At 54.7% G+C, this 26,764-nt stretch carries 26 protein-coding genes; 10 read left to right on the top strand and 16 right to left on the bottom strand.

Annotated elements, in window-relative coordinates; translation table 11 throughout:
• Positions 1-78: 78 nt before the first annotated feature.
• On the bottom strand, positions 79-477 hold the full coding sequence (locus tag BOW52_RS14140) for a methyl-accepting chemotaxis protein (RefSeq protein ID WP_135622450.1): 399 nt from the start codon (positions 475-477) through the stop codon (positions 79-81).
• Positions 478-534: 57 nt separating this feature from the next.
• A complete protein-coding gene (locus tag BOW52_RS14135) occupies positions 535-1,776 on the bottom strand; it encodes a HAMP domain-containing protein (RefSeq protein WP_078484727.1) in 1,242 nt (413 codons plus the stop codon).
• 688 nt (positions 1,777-2,464) lie between these two features.
• On the opposite strand from BOW52_RS14135, the gene xseB reads away from it, so the two are divergent.
• From xseB to folE2, 6 genes are all read left to right on the top strand, one after another.
• Entirely contained in the window at positions 2,465-2,707 is a 243-nt protein-coding gene (gene xseB / locus BOW52_RS14130) for an exodeoxyribonuclease VII small subunit (RefSeq protein WP_078484726.1), read from the top strand.
• A 5-nt stretch (positions 2,708-2,712) separates the two neighbouring features.
• The gene (ispA, locus tag BOW52_RS14125; protein ID WP_078484725.1) at positions 2,713-3,600 is read left to right on the top strand and encodes a (2E,6E)-farnesyl diphosphate synthase; all 888 of its coding nucleotides are present in this window, start codon (positions 2,713-2,715) and stop codon (positions 3,598-3,600) included.
• A gap of 23 nt (positions 3,601-3,623) precedes the next feature.
• Positions 3,624-4,187: a hydrolase gene (locus BOW52_RS14120; RefSeq protein WP_078484724.1), complete on the top strand. Its 564-nt coding sequence runs from the start codon at positions 3,624-3,626 to the stop codon at positions 4,185-4,187.
• Between the two features lie 105 nt (positions 4,188-4,292).
• A complete protein-coding gene (dxs, locus tag BOW52_RS14115) occupies positions 4,293-6,185 on the top strand; it encodes a 1-deoxy-D-xylulose-5-phosphate synthase (protein WP_078484723.1) in 1,893 nt (630 codons plus the stop codon).
• Positions 6,186-6,208: 23 nt separating this feature from the next.
• Entirely contained in the window at positions 6,209-6,589 is a 381-nt protein-coding gene (gene queD / locus BOW52_RS14110; RefSeq protein ID WP_078484722.1) for a 6-carboxytetrahydropterin synthase QueD, read from the top strand.
• Between the two features lie 5 nt (positions 6,590-6,594).
• Entirely contained in the window at positions 6,595-7,401 is an 807-nt protein-coding gene (folE2, locus tag BOW52_RS14105) for a GTP cyclohydrolase FolE2 (protein WP_078484731.1), read from the top strand.
• A 29-nt stretch (positions 7,402-7,430) separates the two neighbouring features.
• Here the strand turns inward: folE2 and BOW52_RS14100 are convergent, their stop codons facing one another.
• On the bottom strand, positions 7,431-8,075 hold the full coding sequence (locus BOW52_RS14100; RefSeq protein WP_172840360.1) for a retropepsin-like aspartic protease family protein: 645 nt from the start codon (positions 8,073-8,075) through the stop codon (positions 7,431-7,433).
• A gap of 117 nt (positions 8,076-8,192) precedes the next feature.
• Between BOW52_RS14100 and BOW52_RS14095 the strand changes: the two genes are divergently transcribed.
• A complete protein-coding gene (locus BOW52_RS14095) occupies positions 8,193-8,720 on the top strand; it encodes a secondary thiamine-phosphate synthase enzyme YjbQ (RefSeq protein ID WP_236725759.1) in 528 nt (175 codons plus the stop codon).
• A gap of 69 nt (positions 8,721-8,789) precedes the next feature.
• Here BOW52_RS14095 and BOW52_RS14090 read toward each other — a convergent pair whose 3' ends face one another.
• Positions 8,790-10,703: a hypothetical protein gene (locus BOW52_RS14090; protein ID WP_078484720.1), complete on the bottom strand. Its 1,914-nt coding sequence runs from the start codon at positions 10,701-10,703 to the stop codon at positions 8,790-8,792.
• 198 nt (positions 10,704-10,901) lie between these two features.
• Here BOW52_RS14090 and BOW52_RS14085 point away from each other — a divergent pair, with 198 nt between their 5' ends.
• The 3 genes from BOW52_RS14085 (at position 10,902) to BOW52_RS14075 (ending at position 12,355) form a co-directional block, all read left to right on the top strand.
• Positions 10,902-11,150: a hypothetical protein gene (locus BOW52_RS14085; protein WP_078484719.1), complete on the top strand. Its 249-nt coding sequence runs from the start codon at positions 10,902-10,904 to the stop codon at positions 11,148-11,150.
• Between the two features lie 138 nt (positions 11,151-11,288).
• Entirely contained in the window at positions 11,289-11,780 is a 492-nt protein-coding gene (locus BOW52_RS14080) for a DUF4382 domain-containing protein (RefSeq protein WP_078484718.1), read from the top strand.
• A complete protein-coding gene (locus tag BOW52_RS14075; RefSeq protein ID WP_172840359.1) occupies positions 11,777-12,355 on the top strand; it encodes a DUF4382 domain-containing protein in 579 nt (192 codons plus the stop codon). Before BOW52_RS14080 ends, BOW52_RS14075 begins: the two co-directional genes overlap by 4 nt.
• 76 nt (positions 12,356-12,431) lie before the next feature.
• On the opposite strand, the gene BOW52_RS14070 is transcribed toward BOW52_RS14075, so the two are convergent.
• The 12 genes from BOW52_RS14070 to BOW52_RS14015 all read right to left on the bottom strand — a co-directional run bounded on the left by BOW52_RS14070 (position 12,432) and on the right by BOW52_RS14015 (position 26,616).
• Entirely contained in the window at positions 12,432-12,938 is a 507-nt protein-coding gene (locus BOW52_RS14070) for a phosphatidylglycerophosphatase A family protein (RefSeq protein ID WP_078484716.1), read from the bottom strand.
• Positions 12,907-13,884: a thiamine-phosphate kinase gene (gene thiL, locus BOW52_RS14065; protein ID WP_078484715.1), complete on the bottom strand. Its 978-nt coding sequence runs from the start codon at positions 13,882-13,884 to the stop codon at positions 12,907-12,909. The genes BOW52_RS14070 and thiL overlap by 32 nt, the downstream gene beginning before the upstream one ends.
• 30 nt (positions 13,885-13,914) lie before the next feature.
• The gene (gene nusB / locus BOW52_RS14060; protein WP_078484714.1) at positions 13,915-14,376 is read right to left on the bottom strand and encodes a transcription antitermination factor NusB; all 462 of its coding nucleotides are present in this window, start codon (positions 14,374-14,376) and stop codon (positions 13,915-13,917) included.
• Between the two features lie 4 nt (positions 14,377-14,380).
• Complete coding sequence (ribH, locus tag BOW52_RS14055; protein WP_078484713.1) at positions 14,381-14,857, bottom strand: 6,7-dimethyl-8-ribityllumazine synthase; 477 nt, start codon at positions 14,855-14,857, stop codon at positions 14,381-14,383.
• 53 nt (positions 14,858-14,910) lie between these two features.
• Positions 14,911-16,029, bottom strand: coding sequence for a bifunctional 3,4-dihydroxy-2-butanone-4-phosphate synthase/GTP cyclohydrolase II (gene ribBA / locus BOW52_RS14050; RefSeq protein WP_078484712.1), 1,119 nt, complete (start codon positions 16,027-16,029; stop codon positions 14,911-14,913).
• Positions 16,030-16,057: 28 nt separating this feature from the next.
• A complete protein-coding gene (locus BOW52_RS14045; protein ID WP_078484711.1) occupies positions 16,058-16,726 on the bottom strand; it encodes a riboflavin synthase in 669 nt (222 codons plus the stop codon).
• A 15-nt stretch (positions 16,727-16,741) separates the two neighbouring features.
• Positions 16,742-17,851 (bottom strand): bifunctional diaminohydroxyphosphoribosylaminopyrimidine deaminase/5-amino-6-(5-phosphoribosylamino)uracil reductase RibD, encoded by a 1,110-nt coding sequence (ribD, locus tag BOW52_RS14040; protein ID WP_269087665.1) that lies wholly within the window; start codon positions 17,849-17,851, stop codon positions 16,742-16,744.
• Positions 17,851-18,357 carry a transcriptional regulator NrdR gene (gene nrdR, locus BOW52_RS14035; RefSeq protein WP_078484710.1) on the bottom strand — a complete coding sequence of 169 codons (507 nt, stop codon included), beginning with the start codon at positions 18,355-18,357 and terminating at the stop codon, positions 17,851-17,853. The genes ribD and nrdR overlap by 1 nt, the downstream gene beginning before the upstream one ends.
• Before the next feature lie 27 nt (positions 18,358-18,384).
• Positions 18,385-19,638, bottom strand: coding sequence for a serine hydroxymethyltransferase (gene glyA / locus BOW52_RS14030; protein ID WP_078484709.1), 1,254 nt, complete (start codon positions 19,636-19,638; stop codon positions 18,385-18,387).
• 684 nt (positions 19,639-20,322) lie between these two features.
• Entirely contained in the window at positions 20,323-24,498 is a 4,176-nt protein-coding gene (locus tag BOW52_RS14025; RefSeq protein WP_078484708.1) for a response regulator, read from the bottom strand.
• A gap of 65 nt (positions 24,499-24,563) precedes the next feature.
• Entirely contained in the window at positions 24,564-26,297 is a 1,734-nt protein-coding gene (locus BOW52_RS14020) for an ATP-binding SpoIIE family protein phosphatase (protein ID WP_172840358.1), read from the bottom strand.
• A gap of 19 nt (positions 26,298-26,316) precedes the next feature.
• Positions 26,317-26,616 carry an STAS domain-containing protein gene (locus BOW52_RS14015; protein ID WP_078484706.1) on the bottom strand — a complete coding sequence of 100 codons (300 nt, stop codon included), beginning with the start codon at positions 26,614-26,616 and terminating at the stop codon, positions 26,317-26,319.
• Between the last annotated feature and the right edge of the window lie 148 nt (positions 26,617-26,764).

Genomic DNA, 26,764 nt, shown 5'->3' with positions numbered 1-26,764 from the left:
TCTTCGTCGTTCGCTCCCGCTCTCAACTACGAATAGGCAGACGGCGTCGACTATCGCGGACTAACCGCCTTCGCTTCGCTATCCATGGCGGTCAGCGACCGTGCCGATCTCCTGACTCTCAGCCTCTAGCTTATTAATGATGCCTGAGGCACGACTAACCTCATCAGCAAGACTGTTAATCTCACTAATCGTCTCAGCAACCACCTTGCGACCACCACTAGCAGAGTTATCGGCCTCTGAAGCCGTATCTGCAGCAACTGATGCACTGCGCGCCACCTCATCGACCGTGGCAGCCATCTCATTCATTGCGGTCGCCACCTGCTCAATCTTCATCTGCTGCTGATTGGCACCCTCTTTAGACTCGGCCACCACATGGGTCATCTGGTCTGCAACAGAGACTAGCTGACCGGTAGAACTCGATACGCGAGCAACCACATTAGGGGAGTCGCTATTTTTGCGAGAGTTTGTTTTGGGCATCCAAGCCCAATCGTCGTTCGCTCGCGCTCTCAACTACGAATAGGCAGACGGCGTCGACTATCGCGGACTAACCGCCTTCGCTTCGCTATCCATGGCGGTCAGCGTGTGAATTTTTTCTATAAAGAGATTAAACGCGTCAGATAGTTGGCCCAGCTCCCCCCCAATATTGAGCTGCAGTCTTGAGCTGAGATCACCCTCACCCTTGGCGATATCTTCCATCGCGACCACAGCACTCTGAATAGGACGACAGATTGAGCGCGCCATCAGGAAGGCAATCAAAACACCCAATAGCAACCCAACCAGGAGCAGCGTAATCAAGAATGCCTTGGTGCCCTCCACGTCAGCCAGTAGCTCACTACCAGTGCGCTCATTATCCTCACGAAGACGATTAACCAGTGCGTCAACATTGCCGTCAATTCGCTCCAGCATCTCATTAACTGAGGTGTTAATCAGATAGGCATCGGTGCGCCAACGCTTGCCACCGTGAATCTTCTCCAGCTGTTTGAGACTGGCCACGACCTGTTCACGCAGTTCGATGAACTGAGCCAATCCGTCCTCCTGCTCAAAAGTGAGCATATCGGCACACTCCTCCTGCAGGCGTTTGGCAATTGAGCCGGTGGTTTCGAGATAAAGAGTAGCCTCATCAATAGCACCTTTACTCCTGAAAGCGAGGTAGGCACGTACACCATTAATCACACCGGTCCAGGTATTACGGAGATTGCCAAGCTCAATCAGGAGTGCACGACGCTCTTCCGAAACCTCTTCGCCCTCCTCCGAGAGAATCATTTCGCTCAGTAGCGATTGAATTTGTCTGTTGACGGGATTGATAGCCTCTCCGGCAAATGCAATTCCGGGAAAGTTCTGTGAATCGGTGGTAGCCAAGGTAATCATTCGATCACGCACTGCGGCGAAGGCAGCAACATCCTTATCAATATTGATGAGTAGTTCACTGAGTTCAGGATCACTGGTGACCAGCTGATTGGTTTTAAGAATTTCCAACTCTTCGGCGAGCTTCTTGAGGCCTTCAAGATAATTCTGCTTATGCTTCTCTTCTTTACCGAGCAGATAGAAACCAAGCGCAGAGAGGCTTCTCTCAAGACGGTGAGCAAGCTCCTGAGCTGCAGCTGCGGCTGGTTGGCGCTCAAGCACCATGCTACCTGTCTTCTGCTCAGTGTTTACCAGGCTAGGAAAGACACCCAGACCGACAATTACCAGAATCGCTAATACAAGACCAAATCCAGCCCACAATTTGTGTCTGATTTGCAGATTCGAAAAAAAGTTACCCTTGGAAGACGCCATTGTTGCTTCTCCACACAATTTCTGAAAACTTTGCCACCCCAACCGCAGCTATTCTACTCAATACGATAGGGCTGAAATTCGACAAACCACATCGTCCACCACCCTCCTCCGCTGACCGCCATGGATAGCGAAGCGAAGGCGGGGCGCCGTAGGCATAAACGGTCGCGTTAAGTATTTGCCGCTTGCTTGGGCTTGGATGCCCAAAACAAGCTTCCGCAAAAATAGCGACTCCCCGATGGTCAGTGCTTACAATGTGGTACCAATGCATAGTGTCTATATCGACACGGGTATACATTACTTTATAGACAACATTTGCCATCTATTCCGGTTTGCATGATGTAAATCATGGTTATTGCAATTGTTTCGAAAAATTCACATGCAATTCAGTAATGCCACAGGCAATTATCAATAAGTTGCCGACCAAAAATAATTGGGAAATGCCCTACCATCGCTATAATTGGGTATTACGAAATAGATTTATTCCAAATCCAACCTGTTTTCTTCCCTTGTCGATAATCCTGAGTACAGATGATCGCCTCATCACAATGCACTACGGAGAAAATCGTCACCCTGGCACATTGCTCTCTACATCAAACATACCTACTAGTATTACCTATCCATCCGATTGACCCCTCCCAGCACGCTACGGTAACGTAGCTCGAAATTTGTGAGCAGCGACGGCAGAGAGATGACCCGCAAAAAGAGCAAAACACCCGGTTTCGAGACTGCACTTGAGGAACTTGAGCAGCTGGTAGAGAAGATGGAATCTGGTGAAACGACCCTGGAAGAGTCACTCAAGGACTTTGAACGCGGCATCGAACTGACCCGAACCTGCCAGACGCAGCTAAAAGAAGCCGAACAGAAAGTCGAGATCCTACTGCAGAGAGAGGGTGAGACGGAGCTTGAGCCCTTCAGTGAAGATAAGGAGTAGACAGCATGCTTGCAGAGTTCCTCACCGAGGCTCGCCAGCGGGTTGATACCGCCCTCGGCCAGCTGTTACCTGCTGCGTCGATCCACCCTGCCCAGCTGCATGAGGCGATGCGCTACTCCGTTTTCAACGGCGGTAAGCGCGTGCGTCCAGCGCTGGTCTACGCTACCGGGCGCGCACTCAATAACGATAGTGAACGTCTCGATATTGCCGCCTCTGCCGTCGAACTGATCCACGCCTATTCGCTGGTCCATGACGACCTGCCAGCAATGGACGATGACGATCTGCGCCGCGGCAAACCGACCTGTCATAAGGCGTTCGATGAGGCCACCGCAATTCTGGCCGGTGATGCCCTACAGACCCTTGCCTTCCACATCATCGCCCACAACCATTCCATTGATGAAGATGGCAGCCGTCGTATTGGCATGATCGAGAGCCTGGCCCTCGCCTCCGGTTCACGCGGTATGGCTGGCGGCCAGGCCATCGATCTGGCCGCAGTGGGTGAAACCATGGATATCGCCCAACTCGAGGATATGCATATCCACAAGACCGGCGCACTGATTCGCGCCAGCGTCAAACTCGGTGCACTCTGCAGCGACCAGATCACATCGAATCAGCTGGAGCGACTCGACCACTACGCCAAGTGCATCGGCCTCGCCTTCCAGATTCGTGACGACATTCTCGATATTGAGGGCGACACCGAAACCATCGGCAAGACACAGGGCGCCGATATCGCACTCAACAAACCGACCTATCCCGCACTGCTCGGGCTGGACGGTGCCAAGGAACGTGCCGTCGATCTACGCAACGATGCACTGCAAGCACTGGAGCCCTTCGGCGAAGGTGCTGATCTGCTTAGAGAACTCGCCAAATATATTGTTGATCGGGTCAGCTAACCCAGCAACCATTCGGAGTCCCCATGTCCCAGACCCTGTTGTGCGACAGCGGCCAGAGCCTGCTGACCATCATCGATATCCAGCCACGTCTCGCCAGTGCAATGCCCGAGGCATCACACCGCCGCGTCATCGACAACAGTCGTCGTCTGCTTGCGGCCGCCACTCTACTCGAAGTCCCACAGCTGATCAGTGAACAGTATCCGAAGGGGCTGGGCCATACTGAAGCGGAGCTTCTCGATGGGCTCAGCGGTGAGCGACAGATACTCGATAAGAGCTGCTTCTCCTGCGAGGCCTCGGAGACAATCCGCAGCGCTGTGATCGATAGCGGTCGTCGACAGCTAATCCTGGCCGGAATGGAGGCGCATATCTGCGTACTGCAGACCGCACTCGCCTTCACCCGCGCTGGGTTACAGGTCTTTGTGGTAGAGGATGCGATCTGCTCACGCGTCGAGAGCAACCACGCCAATGCCGCCGCGCGCATGCGCGAAGCGGGCGTGGTGATCACCAACACCGAATCGGTACTGTTTGAGTGGCTGCGTGATGCGCGTCATGAACAGTTCAAGGCGATCTCCGCACTGGTCAAGTAGCCCCCTGATTTGTAGCACTATTTATTACCCAATCAGATAGATTTCCTTGCAACAGAGCGGTGTGCAACCGATAATTGAGCGCTTTCCCTAAAGAAATGACCTTTCATGAGCGCTGACAGCCGCTACCCCCTACTGGAGACGATCGAGACCCCTGCCGAATTGCGGGCGCTTGATGACGCCCGTCTACCAGAACTGGCCGAGGAGCTACGCGCCTTTCTGATCGAATCGGTCAGCCAGACCGGGGGACATCTCGCCTCCGGTCTGGGCACGGTCGAGCTCACCATCGCCCTCCACTACGTCTTCAACACCCCTGAAGACCGCCTGGTCTGGGATGTTGGCCACCAGAGCTATCCACACAAGATTCTCACCGGCCGCCGTAAAGCGATGCCGACACTACGCCAGAAAGGTGGCCTGGCTGGCTTCCCCAAACGCGAAGAGAGCCCCTACGACACCTTCGGCGTCGGCCACTCCAGCACCTCAATCAGCGCCGCACTCGGCATGGCAATCGCCGCCGCCCAGCAGCAGAGTGAACGCAAGGTTATAGCCGTTATAGGTGACGGTGCGATGACTGCCGGCGAGGCCTTCGAGGCGCTCAACCATGCAGGTGATCTCGACGCCAATCTGCTGGTGATCCTCAACGACAACGACATGTCGATCTCTCCCAATGTGGGTGGCATGTCGAACTACCTCGCCCGCCTGCTCTCAGGGCGCTTCTACTCCTCGGTCCGCGAGGGCAGCAAAAAGGTGCTCGAGCACGTGCCACCGGTGTGGGAGATTGCCCGTCGTGCCGAGGAGCATATGAAGGGAATGGTCGTTCCCGGCACCCTCTTCGAGGAGCTTGGATTCAACTACATCGGCCCGATCGATGGTCACGACATGTCGACACTGGTCCAGACGCTGAGCAACCTGAGCTCACGCAAGGGGCCGCAGTTCCTACATATCGTCACGCGCAAGGGCAAGGGCTACACCCCTGCCGAGGACAACCCCTGCGGCTATCACGGTGTTGGCAAATTTGATCCCGATTGCGACACCATCGACAACACACCAGGCGCCTCTCCCAGCTACACCGAGGTGTTCGGGCAGTGGCTCTGTGACATGGCTGAAACGAGTAGTGATCTGGTCGGCATTACCCCCGCGATGCGAGAAGGTTCGGGGCTGGTCGAATTCTCCGAACGTTTTCCAGATCGCTACTTCGATGTCGGCATTGCTGAGCAGCATGCCGTCACCCTCGCCGCAGGCCTCGCCTGCGAGGGGATCAAACCAGTCGTAGCGATCTACTCCACCTTCCTGCAGCGCGCCTACGATCAGCTGATCCATGACGTGGCACTGCAGAACCTGCCGGTGCTCTTTGCTATCGACCGCGCCGGTCTGGTCGGCCCTGACGGCCCAACACACGCTGGCAGCTTCGATCTGAGTTACCTGCGCTGTATTCCCAACATGGTGGTGATGGCCCCATCCAACGAGAACGAATGTCGTCAGATGCTCTCTACCGGCTACCGCCATAACGGACCCGCCGCAGTTCGCTACCCACGCGGACGCGGTCCCGGCGTTACCATCGACTCCGGGCTTGAGCCTCTGCCGATCGGCAAGGCCGAGCTGGTACGGGAAGGAAAAGGGGTTGCGATCTTCTGTTTCGGCACCCTGCTTGAACAGGCGTTAGTCGCCGCTGACCAATTCAACGCAACCGTTATCAATATGCGCTTTGTGAAACCGCTTGATGAGGAGATGGTGCTACGCGTCTCAGCCAATCATCAGCTGCTGGTTACGGTTGAAGATAATGCCGTAGCTGGCGGTGCAGGTAGCGCCGTCGCCGAAGCCCTGGCAGCCCACGGCGTTGAACGCCCGCTGCTGCAGCTCGGCCTGCCAGACACCTTTGTCGATCACGGCTCTCGTGAGGAGCTTCTGGCCGACTGTGGACTTGATTCAGCCGGAATCGCCCACACTATAGAGGTGCAGCTTTCCGACGCTACTGCTAAAATCAGCGCCAGCCAGCAATAACCGAGTTATTTTCTAGGATTTCGATGACACCCCGTTACACACTTAAGGTCCTTACGGAGTTCGCTTCAGCACACTCGCTGCGCGACTATCCGGGTGACTGCCGCCGTCTCCACGGCCACAACTGGAAGGTTGAGGTCGAGGTGGTTGCGCATGCATTGGACAGTGTCGGGATGGGAATCGATTTCAAGGTGATCAAGCGTGCCGCCGCTGAAGTCGGCGATCGTCTTGATCACCACTATCTCAACGAGGTCGAACCGTTCGATCGTATCAACCCTACGGCCGAGAATCTTGCGGCCTACTTCTTTCAGGAATTAGCAACCCTGATCAACGACGATCGCGTCAAGATCAGCGCAGTAACCCTGTGGGAAACTGACCGCGCCAGTGTGCGCTACACAGAGGATTAGTATTGATGAACCAGAGTGCAAAGCCGATCGCTGACGTACAGAACAGCGCAGATACCCGCCAGATTGCGATCAATAAGGTCGGCATCAAGGACATTCGCCACCCTATTCGGGTCAAGGACCGCTCTGAAGGCGATCAGCACACCATCGCCAACTTCAACATGTATGTGAACCTGCCCCATAACTTCAAGGGCACCCACATGTCACGCTTCGTTGAGATTCTCAACCATCAGGATCGTGAGATCAGCGTGGAGTCGTTCGAGACGATGTTAAGCGAGATGGTTGAGCTACTAGAGGCGGGTTCTGGTCACATCGAGATGAACTTCCCCTACTTCATCAACAAGACCGCGCCTATCTCCGGTGTACAGAGCCTGCTCGATTACGATGTCACCCTGATCGGTGAGATTCACGACGGCAAGATCGACACCAACATCAAGGTTGTTGTGCCGGTCACCAGCCTCTGCCCCTGTTCGAAGAAGATCTCTGAGCGCGGCGCCCACAATCAGCGCTCACACGTCACCGTCAATGTGCGTACTAGTCAGTTCATGTGGATCGAAGAGGTGATCGAGCTGGTCGAGCAGGAGGCCTCCTGCGAGCTGTTTGGTCTACTGAAACGCCCTGATGAGAAGTTTGTTACCGAGCGTGCCTACGACAACCCAAAGTTCGTCGAGGATATGGTCCGTGATGTGGCGGCCCGTCTGAATGCCGATGAGCGCATCAACTACTATGTGGTCGAGTCGGAGAACTTCGAGTCGATCCACAACCACTCCGCCTACGCACTGATCGAACGCGATAAGGCTGCAGACCCCGTATAAGCAAGACTCCTTAGTCTGCTCAGCGCGAATTAGAAGCGCTTGCGCAGCTTCATCATGCCGTTCTCGTTTACCACGGTTAGCTGCCCCAGAAACGACATTCCCAACAGTGCCTCCGTAGGAAAGTCCCCCTCAAGCACCATCGCGTCGACATCATTCAACTCGATAGCCCCTACCTTCACACTACTCAATTTAAGGTGGTAAGCCCGTTCGATGCCTGAAGCGGTACTAACGCGCGCCTCGGTACCGTGCAGCCTGAAATCGATTCCCAGACGTCGTGCGTCGTTTGCATTCAGCGCCACGGCTGAAGCTCCAGTATCGGCGAGAAAGTCGACCATCTGACCATTAATACTGCCAGTGGTGCGGTACATACCGGCGTTATCGATGGCAATAATCACCTCACTCGGTACGGCCGAGGCATAGTTGGCTCCGACCTCGTTTCCAAGCGGCAAACGGCTCTCTTTTCCATCAATCTCGACCACCGCAAACTGACTATCCGCCGAGATCAGGCGCACACCCTCTGGGGACTCACTACCGACAGAGAGCACTCTTCGCTTACCATCGATCTTCATCACCGCTTTATTCTTGAACAGCCCCATTACCTGCAGCTTCTCGACGGCTATCGCCGGTGCAGTTAGAGAGGCCAGCAAAACAGCTATTCCTATCACTCTAAACACTCTACATCTCCTTTGTGCCATTGCCATTCATTATGGTGTCATCATCGCTATTGCGCCATCTTGCCGGTCAAACACTCTGACAGGTAGAGTATCGAAAAGTTGAATTGGAGTTTAGATATGACGCACCAGACGATTAGCATCACCACACCCGCCCACCAGTCGATGGTCGAAATCACCCGTGAGGTAAATGCCAATATATCTAGGGGAGTCGCTATTTTTGCGAGAGTTTGTTTCGTCGTTCGCTCTCGCTCTCAACTACGAATAGGCAGACGGCGTCGACTATCGCGGACTAACCGCCTTCGCTTCGCTATCCATGGCGGTCAGCGAAAGCTGGGTGTTGATGATGGCGTGGTACATCTCTTTGTCGAGCACACCACCTGCGGGCTCTTTATCAATGAGAACGCCGACCCGGACGTAGTCGGTGATCTGCTGCGACGTTTCGAAAAACTGGTGCCCTGGCACGATCCAGCTGACCGTCATGCAGAGGGCAACACCGCCGCACATCTGCGCAGCATCATGACGGGTTGCTCGCTCACTATTCCGGTAGCTCAGGGTCGACTGCTATTGGGAACGTGGCAGGGGATCTATCTGGCCGAGTTTGACGGGCCACGCACGCGCCGAGCGGTCATCTCCACACTCAAATAGTGCGGCAAAAAAAACGCCGGCAGTTGCCAGCGTTTTTTTCAGGCTGAAATTATTAGCCCTGCTGCTGCATTAGATCAGCGAGAGACTGAGAATGCCTTCCATCTTCTCTGCGGTCTCAGACTTACCGGTACGGCTATCACCGACCAGCGCGATGGTAATATTGACCTCCTCAACGTTACCACCCAGACGATCTCGTTTCTCTCGACCACACTGCTTGATCAGATGGATCAGATCCTGACCAAGACGCACTGGAGCGACCTGCTCAACATCATCACGATCGCCATAGCCACAGCGCGTCAGATCCTCGTCACTGTTGCCACTGTAGACACCCGCCATCAGCTGACTGTGGGCGACACCGACGCGCATCTCGCCACGATCGGCCAGCGCCTTCATCTCGCCAATAAACTGCCCCTCATTCTCTTTGTACTTCTCGTAGAGATCGGGATGCAGCACGGTGCCATCGTTATCGACCAGCAGTGGGAAGGGGTTGGCCCAGTAGCTACTCTCCTTGGCACCGCGATGGGTCTTGGTGCTACCCGCTGCCACACGCTCACCAAGGCGGAAATGTTCAATCGCCGTCTCTACCGACATATTAGTATCGACAGTGCACTCACCCTCTTCTATAAGAGCGAAATTATTCATATAGAGCAGCGCATCGAGCACATGCCCCTGCGCTACCTCAGCCTCATCGGTTACCGGCACAATCTGGCGGGCGTTTGAACCCGTCTCCTTGTTGTAGCCGACCTCCTGTCCAATCATCTTGGTCTTGGCGTGCTCACTAAAACCATCCAGACAGGCAAAGGCTCCGGTCTCGGTACCAAAGAACATCAAACGGGCCAGGTTATCATCGCCCTTCTCCAGCGCTACTCGGCCCATGTCGTCGGCCTTAACCACCATTTCAGCAATATAGGGCTCACCCTCGCCATCAAAACGGACCACGTTACGCGTACAACCGCAATGCAGCGGCATCTCGCCATTACGGATCGCGAGCACATTGTGCAGGGTCAGAATCGGCTTCTTCGAATAGCCAAAATACTTCAGCTCATCGCGATCGGGCACCATGCCGATCAGCATCTGGTTCTTCTCATCCCAGAAGTAACCGAGGTCGTTATCACCCGCATTGGGATCACCGAAGATGAAGATACCGTCGGGACGGCGGTTACTCTTGATCTCATCAATACTGGCGAAGGGGAAGAGATTAAGCAGACCTGGTTCCATCTCAATCGAGCCACGTGACTTATTGATATAGGCAACGATAAGCGAACGACCTACCTGCAACGGCACTGATACCCACTCCTTGGCAACAAAATTACTTTCGTTGAAGGGGTTGTAGTCGAGCTCGTAGAAAGGATTGGCACGTTTGTTCGAGGGGGTTGAGTAGTCGACACCGGTTTTGATATCGGCTGCGATGGTCAGTGGCACATGGGCCAGTGAAGTGTAATCGGCAGGTAGATTGAGATAGTGACCCGAAATCTCGCCAGCGGTTACGTTGGGAGTTGCATCCATACCCCAGGTACGACGAACACCAACCTCGAGCCCTACCTTCTGCATCAGCTGACGGCGCGTTTCAAGAATCAGGTCGGAGAGTGCCTGGCTCTTCTCGGTGACTTTGTCTTTAACGGTATCGGGTGTTTCAGAACCGCTTGAGACAACGGCGTTCTGCAGACGTACCAGACGCGAGTAGGCAGTACTGCGGAAGTGGTGATAGGCGCCATCTAGAAAACGTACTAGCGCCCTCGCCTTCTCCAGCTGCTCTGAATCCGTCGGTGCAGGCTCATCAAGCAGCGCTACGATCTCAGTAATGCCAACATGTTCGATAAAACCAATCTTCTGTTGCGCCTCAGAGCGTTGGCGCTCATCGCGTCCCTGCAGCTCACGAATGAACTCCATCTTGTAGATGTTGAGGTACTTGGCAAAGGCGAGGCTCTTGAGCAGCTGTGCAGGCGTGCTACAGCCGTCACGGATTTCGAGGATCTGTTCCATAACGATTATGTCTTTGTCTTGTTTGAGTTATTCGGGCGCAGCCAATTGGCTGGCATCGATTATTTGGAAAACGCCATTATACCCGTCACACTAGGGCGTAACTATACCCCCAGGGGGTAATTGGATTGATAGGCCCATAACTGTGAATCATCAGACGTCCTACTGATTTTCTCTATTAATTACAACAAGGTAAGCAAGATGAGTACTCCTGAAGAAGCCGATAAAAACTTTAGAGATGAGCATCTCGCTGAACACTTCGCCGTCATCTACGCACCGCGCCGCAAACGCGATCGTTACCCGGAGAATACCGTCGAACTCTTCCCTAGCGAGTCCACAGCGATGGATAGCGCTGACGCGAACCAAAAACGCTACCCCGCCTGTGTGCGCGGCCCTTTTCGCTCATCCGAAGGGTTGCGTCTCTTCTATCTGATTCGCTGGCTCGACTAACCAGTTACCACCAGCCCTATCAAAGCTGGGTTTGTGAACCATGCACACCACAGACGTGACCCATCCCCCATCTTCTGCGGTCTCTTCTCGCTAGAGTCTCTTCTGACAGACTAGATAAGCACTCAAGCGGGAGTCACCATGTTCAAAACCAATTACAAACTAGCCACCCTTGCTGCCACCTTTTCAATGCTATTACTGACTGGCTGCAATAGCGGTAGTAGTTCAGGTAACAGCGCCGCCGCTGGCAGTATGACTCTTGGTATTACCGATGCCCCCGTCGATGGCGCAGAGTCGGTCATCATCGAGTTCACCGGTGTGGAGATTCAACCTGAATCGGGGGAACTGATCTCGATTACATACGACGCCCCAAGAAGCATCGACCTACTGGCGTTACAGGGTGGCCTTCGTGACCTACTGCTTGATGGAGAGAGCCTGCCTGCTGGTCAATACAGCTGGATTCGACTGATGATCAACGCCGAGGCCGACAACATCTTCGACTCCTACTCGGGGAGTCGCTATTTTTGCGGAAGCGTCGTTCGCTCGCGCTCTCAACTACGAATAGGCAGACGGCGTCGACTATCGCGGACTAACCGCCTTCGCTTCGCTATCCATGGCGGTCAGCGATCGTGATTGGTGGCAACCAGTATGAACTCGACATACCCAGCGGGGCGCAGACAGGCCTAAAGCTGAACCGAAGTTTTGAAGTACCTGAGGGAATGTCGGTCGATCTGACCATCGACTTCGATCTGCGAAAATCGATCCATATGCCCAGCTCTGGAACCGATTACAAACTAAGGCCTACACTTCGTAGTGTGGCAACGCCCGATTCGGGGATAATCAGCGGCACCATCGATCCAACACTGATACCGACCGAACGTTGCGCCGAGGATGCCGTCTACGCGATCTACCTCTTCCAGGGGCCCGCTGCCGTTATTGACGATCTCGCTGTCGATGGTGACGAGGCACCCGATCCAATCATTACCGTTAATGTTGATCTCGATGTCAGCAGCGGTAACTACAGCTTTACCATTCCCTATCTGGAACCCAACAGCTACACCGTTACGGCCACCTGCAGTGCGCAGCTCGATGAACCCGACCAAAACGACTCTGAGTTGATGGGTTTCTACGGAACCACCGACGTGGTGGTTACCGCTGGTGAGGCGGGCACCATCAACTTCACCGAGAGCTCGGTCGCGCCACTCTGAGTAGGTTCGGTATGAACCACATGCCAAATTCAGCCACCGGCCTCATCCACTGAAGCAGACGTGAGAAAGACATCGGCTAGATCAAGTAGTAGGCGGCTAGCTGCAGTAACAACAGACTGAATAGCCCGGCTAGTAGATCATCAAGCATGATGCCTAGACCGCCCGCTACCTTTCTGTCGATGGTACGAATCGGCCACGGCTTGAGGATGTCGAAAATTCGGAACAGAACAAAACCGACCACCATCCAGAGCCAACCAGGCGGTGCTGCAATCATCGTCACCAGATAACCGACGATCTCATCCCAGACGATACCGGGATGATCGTGTACACCAAGATCATCAGCGGTTCGGGTACAGATCGGGATTCCAACCAGAAACAGCGCTGCCGTCAGCAACAGGTAGAGGTTTGCATCGAGCTGCAACATCAACAGGTAGATCGGAATTGCCGCCACGGTACCGAAGGTGCCAGGGGCAACAGGTGCTGCACCACTGCCAAAGCCACAGGCGAGCAGATGGGTCAGGTTTCTAAATGGGGTCACGGGGGTCGCGCCACTACTTCTGCTCCGGAAAGTGTTGATAGCCATCTAGCTGCAATTCAATGGGTTTACCCTGCCAATCTACAACCCGTACACTCTCTGACGCTGTGATTTTACCGATCTCAGTAATCGAACAATCGCTGCTGAACGCGATCGCTCTGATCTTCTCAATCGCAGAATCCGGTGCGGTGAAGCAGAGTTCGTAGTCATCTCCCACCGTCAACGCCAGCTGTCGATGTCGCTCTGCAGAGAGAGATGCGGACTCAATGACATCAAGAGGCAGCTGATCGGCCACGATCTCTGCCCCTACCCCACTCTGCCCAGCAATGTGTCCTAGATCGGCCATCAACCCATCCGAGATATCGATGGCCGCCGTGGCGATACCACGCAGCGCCTGCCCTACCGCCAATCGCGGTGTGGGACGATCGAGTCGAGCACGACAGTGATCCATCTCATCGGGTGAAAGTTCAAACTCGCCCTGAAGCGCCGCTAACGCAATAGCCGCTCCTCCCAGAACTCCAGTCACAAACACACTATCGCCGGGTCGTGCACCACTGCGCTGAAGCGCAGAACCGCCTGGTAGCTGGCCGTGAGCCTGCAGCGATAGGGTCAGTGGACCACGGGTAGTATCACCACCGATAATGGCGACGCCGTATTGATCGGCCAGTTCAAATAGTCCCTGACTAAATTTTTCCAGCCACTGTGGATCTGACTCGGGCAGTGTCAGTGCAAGTGTCATCCAACTCGGCTCAGCCCCCATAGCGGCGAGGTCACTGAGATTGACGGCGAGCAGCTTGTAACCGATATCGGCTGCATCGGTATCGAGCGGGAAGTGAACACCGGCAACCAGGGTATCGATCGCCAGTACCAGTTCGCAATCGGGGTGCGGAGTGACCAGCGCCGCATCATCACCAATGCCGAGCACAACATCGTCACGCCCGGCAGCATGCGCCTGGAAGTAGTGTTGGATTAACTGGAATTCGGAGAGAGGCATTCCGATTGAGGACGAAGAGTGCGGCTGGAATCAGCCTTTTTTCGCCGCTACCTCGGCAGCACGTAACGTTTTGGCTACCTTATCGAGCACACCATTAATGAACTTATGGCCCTGATCGGCGCCGAACGTCTTTGCCAGCTCCACCGACTCGTTGATCACAACCTTGTAAGGGATATCAATGCGTTTCAGCAGCTCATAGGTACCAAGACGCAGAATCGCCCGCTCGACCGGATCGACCTCTTCGATACCACGATGCAGTGCCGGTGCCAGCTTTTCATCGATCTGATCGAGGGTCGTCGGTACACCGTGCAGCAGATCGGAGAAGTACTCCTTATCCACACGACTGAAATCCTGCTCGACAATAAACTGGCTTTCGATCGCGGCAATGTTCTGACCGGTCATATGCCACTGATAGAGCGCCTGCACGGCAATGCGGCGCGCACGGGCGCGCGCCTTGGTACCGCTGTTCTTGCGGGAGTCGCCCGCGCTCATCGAATCAACTTTCCAGGTTGCGCAGAACGTTGACCATCTCAATGGTCGACATCGCAGCTTCGGCACCCTTATTACCCGCCTTGGTGCCGGAGCGCTCGATCGCCTGCTCAATGGTATCGACAGTCAGCACACCGAAGGCGACCGGAATATCATAGTCGAGAGAGACCACTGAGAGCCCCTTGGTGCACTCACCGGCGACGTAGTCGAAGTGGGGGGTGCCGCCACGAATTACCGCACCGAGGGCGATGATGCCGTCGTACTGCTTGCTTGCGGCAAGACGTTTTGCAGCAACCGGCATCTCAAAGGCACCCGGTACACGCACGATATGCAAATCGCCATCCTCAGCACCGTGGCGCTTGAGGGTATCGATCGCACCCTCGAGCAGATGCTCAACGACAAAGCTGTTAAAGCGTGCCACCAGCAGCGCAAAACGTGCGTTGCGTACATTGAGGTTGCCCTCGGTTGTCTTGATTGTGCTCATCTCTATCTCCCCCAACATCCCATCTCGCGACAGAACCTGTTTATCAAATTCAATTAATCGTGATCGCCACTGACGTACTCAACCACTTCGAGATCGAAGCCAGAGATACCGTGCATCTTCTTCGGCGCGCTCATTACACGCATCTTGTGTACACCGAGATCGGCAAGGATCTGTGCTCCGATGCCGTAGGTACGCAGATCGGGATTGGTCTCATGCTGAATCTGCTCACCACCGCGGTCAGCTAGATCATAGTTACGCATTCTACGCACCAGATCGCGTGGATCGTCCTTCTTGCTCAGCAGGACAGCGATACCCGCCCCCTCCTTACCGATACGCTCCAGCACATCACTGAGCGGCCAACCACAATCGGGATGATTGGTACCAGGAATATCGCAGATTGCATCGGCCAGATGCACACGCACCAGAGTCGGTTCATCCTGCTTAACCTCACCCAGTACCATCGCGTGGTGAAGCTGGTTGTCGATACCATCGGTATACGCGTAGAGACGGAACTTGCCGTTCTCGGTCGGCAGATCGCACTCGGCGACCCGCTCAATGGTCTTCTCGTTCTCAATCCGGTAGTGGATCAGGTCGGCAACGGTGCCGATCTTCAGATCGTGCTCCTTGGCAAACACCTCCAGGTCGGGTCGGCGTGCCATGGTGCCATCCTCGTTGAGGATCTCAACGATTACACCGGAGGGCTCGAGTCCTGCCAGACGCATCAGATCACAACCCGCCTCGGTATGACCGGCGCGATTGAGTACACCACCCGGCACCGCCATCAGCGGGAAGATGTGACCCGGCTGTACGATATCGGCCGCCTTGGCATCGGGCGCTACCGCCTTGCGTACCGTCAGGGCACGATCATAGGCGGAGATACCGGTGGTCACCCCTTCTGCCGCCTCAATCGAGACGGTGAAATTGGTACCGTGTTTATCGTTGGTATCGGAGACCATCAACGGCAGGTTGAGCTGCTGGCAGCGTTCACGGGTCAGGGTCAGACAGATCAGACCACGACCGTAGCGAGCCATGAAGTTGATATCCTCGGGGCGTGTCATTGAGGAGGCCATGATCAGGTCACCCTCATTCTCACGATCCTCGTCATCCATCATGATGACCATCTTGCCCTGGGCGAGATCTTCGAGGATCTCTTCAATGCTATTGAGCTTCATCTACTTTTCCAAGTTGTGTTGACGGTAGTTAAGCACCGCCACCTAAAAAACCGTGTGCCGCGAGAAAATCGCGCCCTAATCCACCACTCTGTTTCTCGGCTGCCTGTTCACCCTGTAGCAGCCGTTCCAGATAGCGTGCAATCACATCCACCTCGAGATTGAGTCGACTACCGCCACGCATCTCCTGCAGCGTCGTCTCCTGCAGGGTATGCGGCACGATGTTGAGTTCAAACTCACTGCCATCGACGTTATTCACCGTCAGGCTGACCCCGTTAATGGTGATCGAACCCTTGGCCGCGATAAACTTAGCCAACGCTGCAGGTGCGCAAATTCTAAAACGCACCGAGCGCCCCTCGTCCCAGCGCGATAACACCTCACCCACACCATCGACATGGCCGCTAACCAGATGACCGCCTAGACGCGTGGTCGGAGTCATCGCCTTCTCAAGATTACAGCGTGTGCCGACCTTGAGCTGGTCGTAGTTGCTGCAGGTAAGGGTCTCAGCCGAGACATCGGCCCAGTAACCATCACCCGGTAGATCGATCACCGTTAGGCAGACACCGTTGGTGGCAACGCTGTCGCCCAACTTGAGATCCGCCAGATCGAGCGCACCACTATTGATGCGCAGGCGCAGATCATCACCCCTGCGCTCCATTGCGGCCACTTCGCCGATCGCCTCTATGATACCTGTAAACATATCTGCTGTTCAGACTCAGTTAACTGTGGGCCGCGCGGTGATACGCCAGTCGTCGCCCACTGCGCGAATATCGTCGATCTTAAGATCGATCCGCTGGTCCATCTGCTCAAGCCCCGGCAGGTGGAAAAGACCCCGTGCGCTGTTACCCATCAGATGCGGTGCCACGTAGACAACCATCTCGTCGATCAGCCCCGCCTGCAGCATCGCACCACTCAGGGTAGCACCGGTCTCCAGCATCACCTCGTTGATCTCGAGTGCCGCCAGCTGACGCATCAGCTCAGGTAGATCGATCGCATCCTCGCGCGCTGGCAGCACCAGCACATCGGCACCTGCCGCGTTGAGTAGTTCGACCTGCTCCTCATCATCACAGGCAGTAACAATCAGCGTGCGCCCTGGTAACTTCAACATCTTGGCATCGACCGGGGTGCTCAGGCGTGGATCGAGCACCACACGCAGCGGCTGGCGCAGCTCACCCTCATACTCATCCTCTTCAAGACGAACATTCAACGAGGGGTCATCGGCCAGAACCGTACCGACACCGGTCACAATCGCGCAGCTGGCAGCACGCATGCGGTGCACATCACGACGCGCATCGCTACCGGTAATCCAGACACTCTCACCCGAGGCCATCGCGGTACGTCCATCGAGACTCATCGCCAACTTGCTACGTACCAGCGGTCTGCCCTCACGCATGCGTTTTACAAAACCGGGATTGAGCGCCTCAGCCTCTCCACTCAGTACGCCGCTCTCAACCGTGATACCGGCCTCGCGTAGCTCGTTGAGTCCACTGCCTGCCACCTGAGGATTGGGGTCTTCCATAGCGACCACAACACGGGCAACCCCCGCCTTGATCAGAGCCTGACTACAGGGTGGCGTGCGGCCGTGGTGTGAGCAGGGTTCGAGCGTGACGTAGGCAGTCGCGCCCCCGGCCGCACTACCAGCACTCTTGAGTGCGTTGATCTCGGCATGGTCCTCACCAGCGCGCTGATGCCAACCCTCACCGACCACCTCACCACTCTGTACAATCACGCAGCCGACACACGGATTGGGTGGAGTGGTGTAACGGCCGCGCGCAGCGAGTTCGATCGCGCGCGCCATAAACTGACGATCTTCTACAGATACCACTACTTCTTGTTCCCCATCGGCAGGTCGAGCTGGTGTTTTTTCAGTTCCGGTGAAGGGGTCTGCTCGAGACGATCGATCTCTTCACGGAAGGCGTTCACATCCTCAAAGCTACGGTAGATTGAGGCGAACCGGACATAGGCAACCTGATCAAGTGCACGCAGCTCCTCCATCACCCAATCGCCAACCTGACGACTACTCACCTCGCGCTCACCACTGCCACGCAGCTGCTGCTCGACATGATGAATCGCATCCTCGACTCGATCGGCCTCGACTGGGCGTTTTTCCAGCGCATGCATCATGCCGCGGCGCAGCTTCTGCTCATCGTAGGGTTCACGCACACCGTCGCTCTTGATGATGCGCGGCAGCAGCAGCTCCGCCTTCTCATAGGTGGTGAAACGTTCGTTACAGGCCTGACAGGCGCGACGACGTCGGATCTGATCACCCTCGCCAGCGAGGCGTGAATCAATCACCTTGGTCTCATCTTCACCGCAGAAGGGACAACGCATGGTTTAACGACTTCAGTCCGGAACGGCTCAGGCGTAGACCGGCAGACGTTTGCAGATCGCCAGCACTTCGTTCTTCACGTGGCCAATCACATCGCCATCACCACGCGCGTCGATCACATCGCACATCCAGCTCGCCAGTTTGTGGCAATCCTCAGCGCTGAAGCCACGGGTAGTGACCGCCGGGGTACCGATACGGATACCGCTGGTGACGAAGGGCGACTGCGGATCATTCGGTACGGCATTCATGTTGACGGTGATATTAGCGCTACCGAGCCAGCCATCGACCTCCTTACCGGTGAGGCCAGACTTGATGAAGCTGACCAGGAAGAGGTGGTTGTCGGTGCCGCCGGAGACGACATCGTAACCGCGTTCGATGAAGACCTTGGCCATCTCACGGGCATTGACCACCACCTGCTCCTGATAGCTTTTGAACTCCGGCTCCAGTGCCTCCTTGAAAGCGACCGCCTTGGCGGCGATCACGTGCATCAGCGGACCACCCTGTGTGCCGGGGAAGACCAGTGAGTTGAGTTTCTTCTCAATCTCGGGATTCGACTTGGCGAGGATAATGCCGCCACGCGGACCGCGCAGGGTCTTGTGGGTGGTGGAGGTGGTGACGTCGGCAATACCGACCGGGCTGGGGTAGACACCTGCCGCGATCAGGCCGGCGACGTGGGCCATGTCGACGAAGAGATAGGCACCCACCTCATCGGCGATGTCACGGAAACGCTGCCAGTCGATCACGCGTGAATAGGCCGAGAAGCCAGCGACGATCATTTTCGGCTGGTGCTCACGCGCCAACGCCACTACCTCGTCGTAATCGATCTCTCCGGTCTCGGGATTCAGTCCATACTGAATGGCATTGTAGATCTTGCCGGAGAAGTTGGGCTTAGCGCCGTGGGTGAGGTGACCACCGTGGGCCAGCGACATACCAAGGATGGTATCGCCCGGCTGCACCAGTGCCATGTAGACCGCCGCATTGGCCTGAGAACCGGAGTGGGGCTGGACGTTGGCGTAGTCGGCATCGAATAGTTTCTTGACGCGATCAATGGCGAGCTGCTCGGCGATATCGACATACTCACAACCGCCGTAGTAGCGCTTCTCCGGGTAGCCCTCAGCGTACTTATTGGTCAGTGCAGAGCCCTGCGCCTGCATCACACGCGGGCTGGCGTAGTTCTCAGAGGCGATCAGTTCGATATGCTCCTCCTGACGGCACTCCTCACCCTGCATCGCAGACCACAGTTCATCGTCATAGCCGCTGATCGTCATCTCTTTGCTGAACATATCTACCCCTGTTGGCTCACTCATGGGCTACTGGCCCGAAAATGGATGGGACGATCTCACCTCAAACCGCACCGGAGATCCGGTTATTGGCACAGGTGGATCGAATCAAGGGCGGAAGGATACCCGATTTGGCGTGCCGATGCATGATCCAGCCCCCCTTTTGGGGCTATTCAGCAAACGTTGAAATGACCCGCGTTCCAACGTTTGAGATGCCCACGCATAGGTCACGAATGACGCCCCTCCCAGAATAGCGGCTGACAGCCGGGACAATGATAGATGGGAGGATCTATAACGAAGTCGGGGAGAGGTGCTGGAGTACGCCACTACAGACGACCTGTAATGAGCTGTTACAGACCATACAGCGACTGAAGGGGCGGTATTGCTAATTGATGCCAAGTTGCTACGAGGGTGGCTACGCCTACCTCTCTACACTATTGGCCTCGATCAGGACCACGCAATCAGCTACACCACAGTATTCGCCCAGTCTACGACTGCGAGTCACTAGCCGTCGCTGGTTTTCGATGGCACGTGCTCACGGATCACGGTCAGATTCACCCGGTGCTGCCTCAAGGGTGTCGTAGCTGGCGGCCGTCACCAGCAGGCCATCCGTTTCAACATCTCATCACCGATAAAACGCTGTTCAACGATTATCTCTGCTCACCACCGGCGACTGTTCGAGAACGGTTACTCCGCCGCCACAGCCTCGTTCAGCCCTGAACGAACCCGTTCTGAGATATCGAGAATCTGGTCGAATGACTCTTTTATGGCATCAAGTCCATCAGCCCGGACGTCGGTCTCGATCTGCTGACAGAAATTGAACAACTCTCTGGCACCAACATTGCTACTGCTCCCCTTGAGGGTGTGCGCCGCCAGGATGAACGAATCTGGATTCGAATCGTTCAGTGCCGAGGTCATCTCATCGATACGTAGTGCCATATCGTCCAGGAAGATGGTTGCCAAACTCCCTAGCGCCTCATCGCCCATCATATTGCGTAACTCTGCAACAACTGCAGGATCGACCCCCTCCTTGCTCACAGTCTCAACACTCTCAGCCGCCTCCAGCTGCTCGCCCTCACCCAACCAATGCTGGAGGAGTTCGCCCAACAGAGCAACCTGAATCGGCTTGGAGATATAGTCATCCATTCCGGCCTCAATACAACGCTCACGCTCGCCCTCGAGCACGTGTGCCGTCATCGCCACAATAGTCGTATTTGCAGCACTGCCGGCCAGCTTGCGGATCTCACCAGAGGCCTCATAGCCATCCATCTCTGGCATCTGGCAATCCATCAAGATCAGGTCGTAACCTCCCTCAGCAGAGGCTTCCACAGCTTTACGACCGTTATCGACCACATCGGCCTGAAAACCGAGTTTGCTGAGAATCGAAACGGCGACACGTTGATTGACCTGATTATCATCGACCACCAGGATACGATCCTTGCGCACAGACGCCTGGCTATCGACAGCAACTAACTGCGCGTGTGGATCAGTATCGACATGTATCACCTCATCAACCACATCGGCCAATCGTCTTGGGCCAACCGGTTTAATCAGCGTGGCGCTGTGCGCAAGACGTCTGCAGTCATCATCCTTAATCTGCCCAGCCCTCGCCAGACAGATGATTGAGGCGGCAATGCTTTTCAGCCCTGGCAGCTCCTCCACCGGCAACTGCTGTGAGATTGCAGCATCGATAATCGCAATCTCAAACTGCTGCCTACCCTCTGAGTTATCGACTGTTTCAACCAGTGATTCGGCACCCTCTACGATCTCAAAATCTGCTCCCATCTGATCAAGGTAGGTGGCGATAACAGCGCTGCTGTGTGGGTGGCTATCGGCGATCAGCACCTTCACATCTCTCAGACAGCTATCACAAATTGAGGGTCTCAGCCCACCGCCCAGTTCGACATCGATGGCAAACCAGAAGTCACTCCCCTCTCCCGGAATTGAATCGACATCGATCTCACCACCCATGGCATCGACCAGCTGTTTGCTGATACTCAGCCCCAGACCGGTGCCACCATACTTGCGAGAGGTTGACCCATCTGCCTGTGAGAAGGCACCGAAAATCTGACCTCGAGCCGTTGCATCAACACCGATACCGGTATCGTGCACATCAAACCTCAAGCGCAGACGACTGCCCTCTTTTGACTGCACGGCCACCTTGAATCGAATCTCACCTTCACTGGTAAATTTGACGGCATTACCCAATAGATTGGTAATAACCTGGCGCAGACGGGTTGGATCGGCCACCACAAACTCAGGCACCTGTTCATCGATATCGCAGGTGATTTCCAGTCCCTTGTTATAGGCGTTACCGGCGGCCAGATCACACACATCACCACAGAGCTGGAACAGGTCGAACTCAATCGCCTCGAGCTCAACGCGCCCCGCTTCAAGCTTGGAGAAATCAAGAATATCGTTGAGCAGCGTCAGCAGCGTCTGCGCTGAACCGTTGGCGGTAGAGACGTAGTTACCCTGCTCATTATTGAGCTCCGTATCTTCGAGCAGACCAAGCATACCGAGCACGCCATTCATCGGTGTGCGAATCTCGTGGCTCATCGCCGCGAGAAATTCCGATTTCACTTTCGATGCCTGTACCGCTGTATCTCTGGCAAGCTTGAGTGCATTTTCAGTCTCGATTCGTGCTGCCTGCTCAAGCGCCACTGTCACCATATCGGCAATGTTATTCACAAAACCCTGCTCATCGGTGTGCCAGTAACGCTCCTCACCACAGTGTTCCGCAAATAGCACACCGACCACATCACCACTTTGTCGGATCGTGGCTCCGATAACTGACTGCACATCGTGCGCAGCAAAACAGTCGTTGTAGATCTCAGCAAAGACATGATCGCTCTGCACCGCAGAGGCCACAAAAAGATGTCGCTCCTCAAGGGCATTAAAGAAGCTGGGATAGCGGCTTCTCATTAGACTCTCTGCATCACTATCGAGATGTTCATTGCCTGCACAGTAATAGGCCTTACCGTAGAGGCGACTCTCGCTGCTATCGAAGAACCAGATACTGACGCGGGCAACATTGAGCGTTTTGAGCAGAACCTGCGCCACCCGCTCGATCGAGACATCCAGACTGACCTCTTCGTGCGAAATCCCCTTTGTCAGACCCAGCAGTGCCGTCTGGTGTTCGCGTAGACGCTCCTGACGTGCCTGCTGCTGCCACAGGGTACGTTTGCGTTCAGTGATATCAGTTCTGATCGAGACAAACTGATAGGGGCGACCGCTATCATCCATGAACGGGACAATAGTAGTGTCGACCCAGTAGTAATTGCCCTCTTTATTTTGATTTCTAATCTCACCACGCCACACTTCTCCACGCGTGATGGTCAGCCACATCTCTTTAAAAAAGGATGAGGAGTGATAACCCGAGTTGAGAATCCGGTGATCTTCACCGATCAGCTCGTCACGTGAATATTTACTGATCGCACAGAAGAGGTCATTAGCGTAGGAGATACGCCCTTCACGATCAGCAATACCCACAATCGAGTGTTGATCGAGGGCAAACTTCTGCGTCTCTAACTCTGCAATAGAGCGCTTCGCCTGCTCCTCTGCGTCATTTCGAATCACCATCTCATTGAGCAGCTGATCATTGGCAGTCTCAAGTTCAGAGGTTCGTTCGATTACTCGCTGCTCGAGTGCCTGCTGCGCATCTTCAAGCGCATGGGTGGCGCGCATGCGCTGAATTACACTGGCGAGTGTATTGGAGACTGAGCTGAGCAGATCGATGGTATCGACACTCGCCTCGACACCCGCCATGGTGTAGAGATTAATAATTCCAAGCAGATGATCTTCGATCATGATCGGCACACAGAGGTGACCGTGATCGTGAATCCCCTCTGGCCGAATCTCATGCCGCTCATCGACGTGAGTAACACAGAAGATCTCTCGCCGTTCTGCGGCCTGACCGCAGATACACTTTCCAACCGGCAGCGTTGAACAGAGTCCTCGTATCTCTTCAGAGAGACCACGTTGGGCAACCATATGCAGCGTATCCGCCTTCTCATCGGCGAGAAACATACACCCCTTCGCCTCAATATCGAGCCAGGGTACGGTCATTAACAGATCGAGCGTGCAGCCGAGCAGCTCTTCGAGCTTGGTCGGTTCCAGGGAGATCCTCAATATTGAACTGAGTACCCGCTGCGCGTGGTAGTCATGCTCAATCTTAACCTCGGCTCGACGGTGTCCTTCGATCTCCTCTGCCAGCTGAGTTGACTGACTCTTCAGTGACTGCCGCATCACATCGAAGTGATGAATCAGCCCGCCGACCTCATCATTTCTCGATCTTGGTAGAAGGCTCTCAAAATTTCCATCTGCAACAGATTGAGCCGCCGTAACCAACCCCTCAACAGGTCTACGCACCAACCACTCAAGCAGTAGTAACGAAACGACGGCAAAGAGCAAAAGGATGCTCAATAGAGACCAGAGCAACTCTTCGTAGTGTCGCTCTTCATGGGTGGCCGACAGATCCAGAACGGCGAACAGCTGTGGCTGACCAGCATGCCCCCCTTCTACAGCAGTCTGTTGTCGATAGATCAGACTGGAATCAGCCACTGCAGGGCGACTGAAGTTAGAGGTAACTGTGCGCCCACCACTCCAGCGAACACCCAGCTCTACCCATAGTGAGTGTGCGGCGTGAATATCATCAAGGATCGAGCTGAGCTCTTCGTCATCCTCTTGATCAACCAGCCCACCGACCATCTTTGCAAACTCAGTCAGTTCTCGCTGCGACTCTTCAACGTTGTGTTTACGCGCCTCCGCCAGGTGGCCCGCTTTCCAGATGTAGTTAAAGTAGAGCGTAAAGAGAATGCCGAGCAGCAGGATTGGCAATGTTATTTTTATTCTTAGAGACATCTTATATCCAGGCAAAGTGATGGAAGAGCACTTCCATAATATTGTTCAGCTATTGAGAGAGTGGGTCACCCCTCCCACTTATAAATCGCTTCAACACAGTTTCCATTTCCATGGTAGGTCACCGTCTCACAGAGCGATCTAACCAGTTCGACACCCCGGCCGCACAGCGCCAGATTCCCCTCAAGCGCCGCCGGTGCATCATCCACACTAAAACCATCCCCACTATCTTCGAGTCGGATGGTCAATCGACCGCCTGTCTCATCAGGTTGATGGGAGATATCGATTTTGATCCACCCCTCCTCCAACGACAGCAGGGCTGCTTCACGTTTTGTGTAGTACTCAATAAAGCCATTCTCGGTTCGCTTCAACGCCGAATCGAGTTTTAAAAGACCGTGTTCAAGTGCATTGGCATAGAGCTCAGTCAACACCATATAGAGTCGTTCACGATGCTCCTCAAGCCCCTGAATATCGACCAACATCTGGGTCAACATCGGTTTTGGATCGAGCATGCGTAGCGCCGATGCGCCCAACTCAACAACAAAGCCCCACTCGGAAGCCTCTGCCGTTGCATGGACAACTGCAGGTTGCTTGGTCCCCGCCAAGGCGTTCTCAACCGCATTGCAGTGAATTTCCAACAGCGTCAGGTCATCACTCTGTGGAGCACTCCCCCGGAACTGCTCCAGTGATGCCTGTATCGTCTCAAACCATGAGGATGGATCACGGGTAGAAGTAAATGCGGCATCAAAACGTTGCTGACCAAACATCTCACCCGCTTCATTGGTCGATTCAATGATACCGTCCGAGTAGATATAGATACGGTTTTCACCCACGACCTCGAATCGATCCATCGCTCGATCAAACTGTCCATCATTTAACACACCAAGCGGAAGATGCTGCGCAGCCACTTTGCGTGTAATTCCCTTCTCGTCACAGAGCAGCAGATCGGGAATACCACCATTCCATATCGATACCGCCCCTTTCTTGTGATCAAACTCAACCAGACAAGCGGCAAAGAACATTCCGGTTGGCAGAATCAGCTTGAGTTTGCGATTGATCTCAGCCGCGATATCACTGATATGGAATCCCTTGCGGGTCATGGTGTAGAAGATATCGGAGACCGGCAACGCACCAATTGCGGCTGAAAGTCCATGACCGGTGAAATCCCCCAACAGATAGTGGTAGTCCGAGGAGGGTTTCTGCCCTACCAGCAGCATATCGCCATTGGCCATCGCCATCGGGGAGAGCATGTGTTTGATATTGGGAACCGAGAAGGCCGTCGGTTTGATTACGTTGGCGAAGACTCGCTCAGCGATTTCATGTTCGCGTCTCAGACGCTCGTGGTGATAACTGAGTTCATCCTTCTGCGCCTTAACTTCGATATAAAGCTCACGCATGCGCATCAGCGCATCGATCTTCGCTTTGAGGATGACGTGGTTGTAGGGTTTAGTCAGAAAATCATCGCCCCCGCAACTAACACACTCTGCCAGCGCCTTCTCATCGTTGAGTGCGGTTAGAAAGATAATCGGTACAAATCGGTCAACCGATATCGCCTTGATCTGGCGCGTCGCTTCGTAACCGTCCATGATCGGCATCATCACATCCATCAACACCAGATCGGGTTGCTGCTGTTTAAACAGCGTCACCGCGCTACTGCCATCATCGGCGGCAAGAATTTGAAAACCGTACTTTTTGAGAATTGCCTCAAGGACCAGACGGTTGGTCTGGTCATCATCGACAATCAGAATCTTGAGAGGCGGAGCCTCGTCTGGTGACGAAGCTCCATTTGTCGAGCCTTCCACAACGGGACTACTCCCGTTGTTAGCTGACGTTAAAGAGACGATGGAAATTTGAGATAGTGAGGATCTTGCTGATTTCTGGATTGGCGTTAATGATCTTGATATCGCTGCTATCACCGCCAGCATGTTCTCGTAGCAGCAAGAGCATACCGAGCGCCGAGCTATCCATATATTCAGTACCCGCCAGATCGATAACGTAGGCCTTTACGTCCTGTTGCTTATAGGCCTCACGGAAATCTTTGTGCAGATTAAAGTCAAAACGACCGCTGACAGCAATATTAACCGTACTGTTATCAGCCGCCATTGTAGTGGTAATTGGCATATTCCCAACCTCTCTATATTTCGTTGTTTTTTGTTGTTTTTAAAATCATCAGCCGGGGAGTCGCTATTTTTGCGGAAGCTTGTTTTGGGCATCCAAGCCCAAGCAAGCGGCAAATACTTAACGCGACCGTTTATGCCTACGGCGCCCC

It is taken from the genome of Solemya pervernicosa gill symbiont, assembly GCF_002020875.1.
Taxonomy (GTDB): Bacteria; Pseudomonadota; Gammaproteobacteria.
This window is presented reverse-complemented; position numbering and strand designations above follow the sequence as displayed.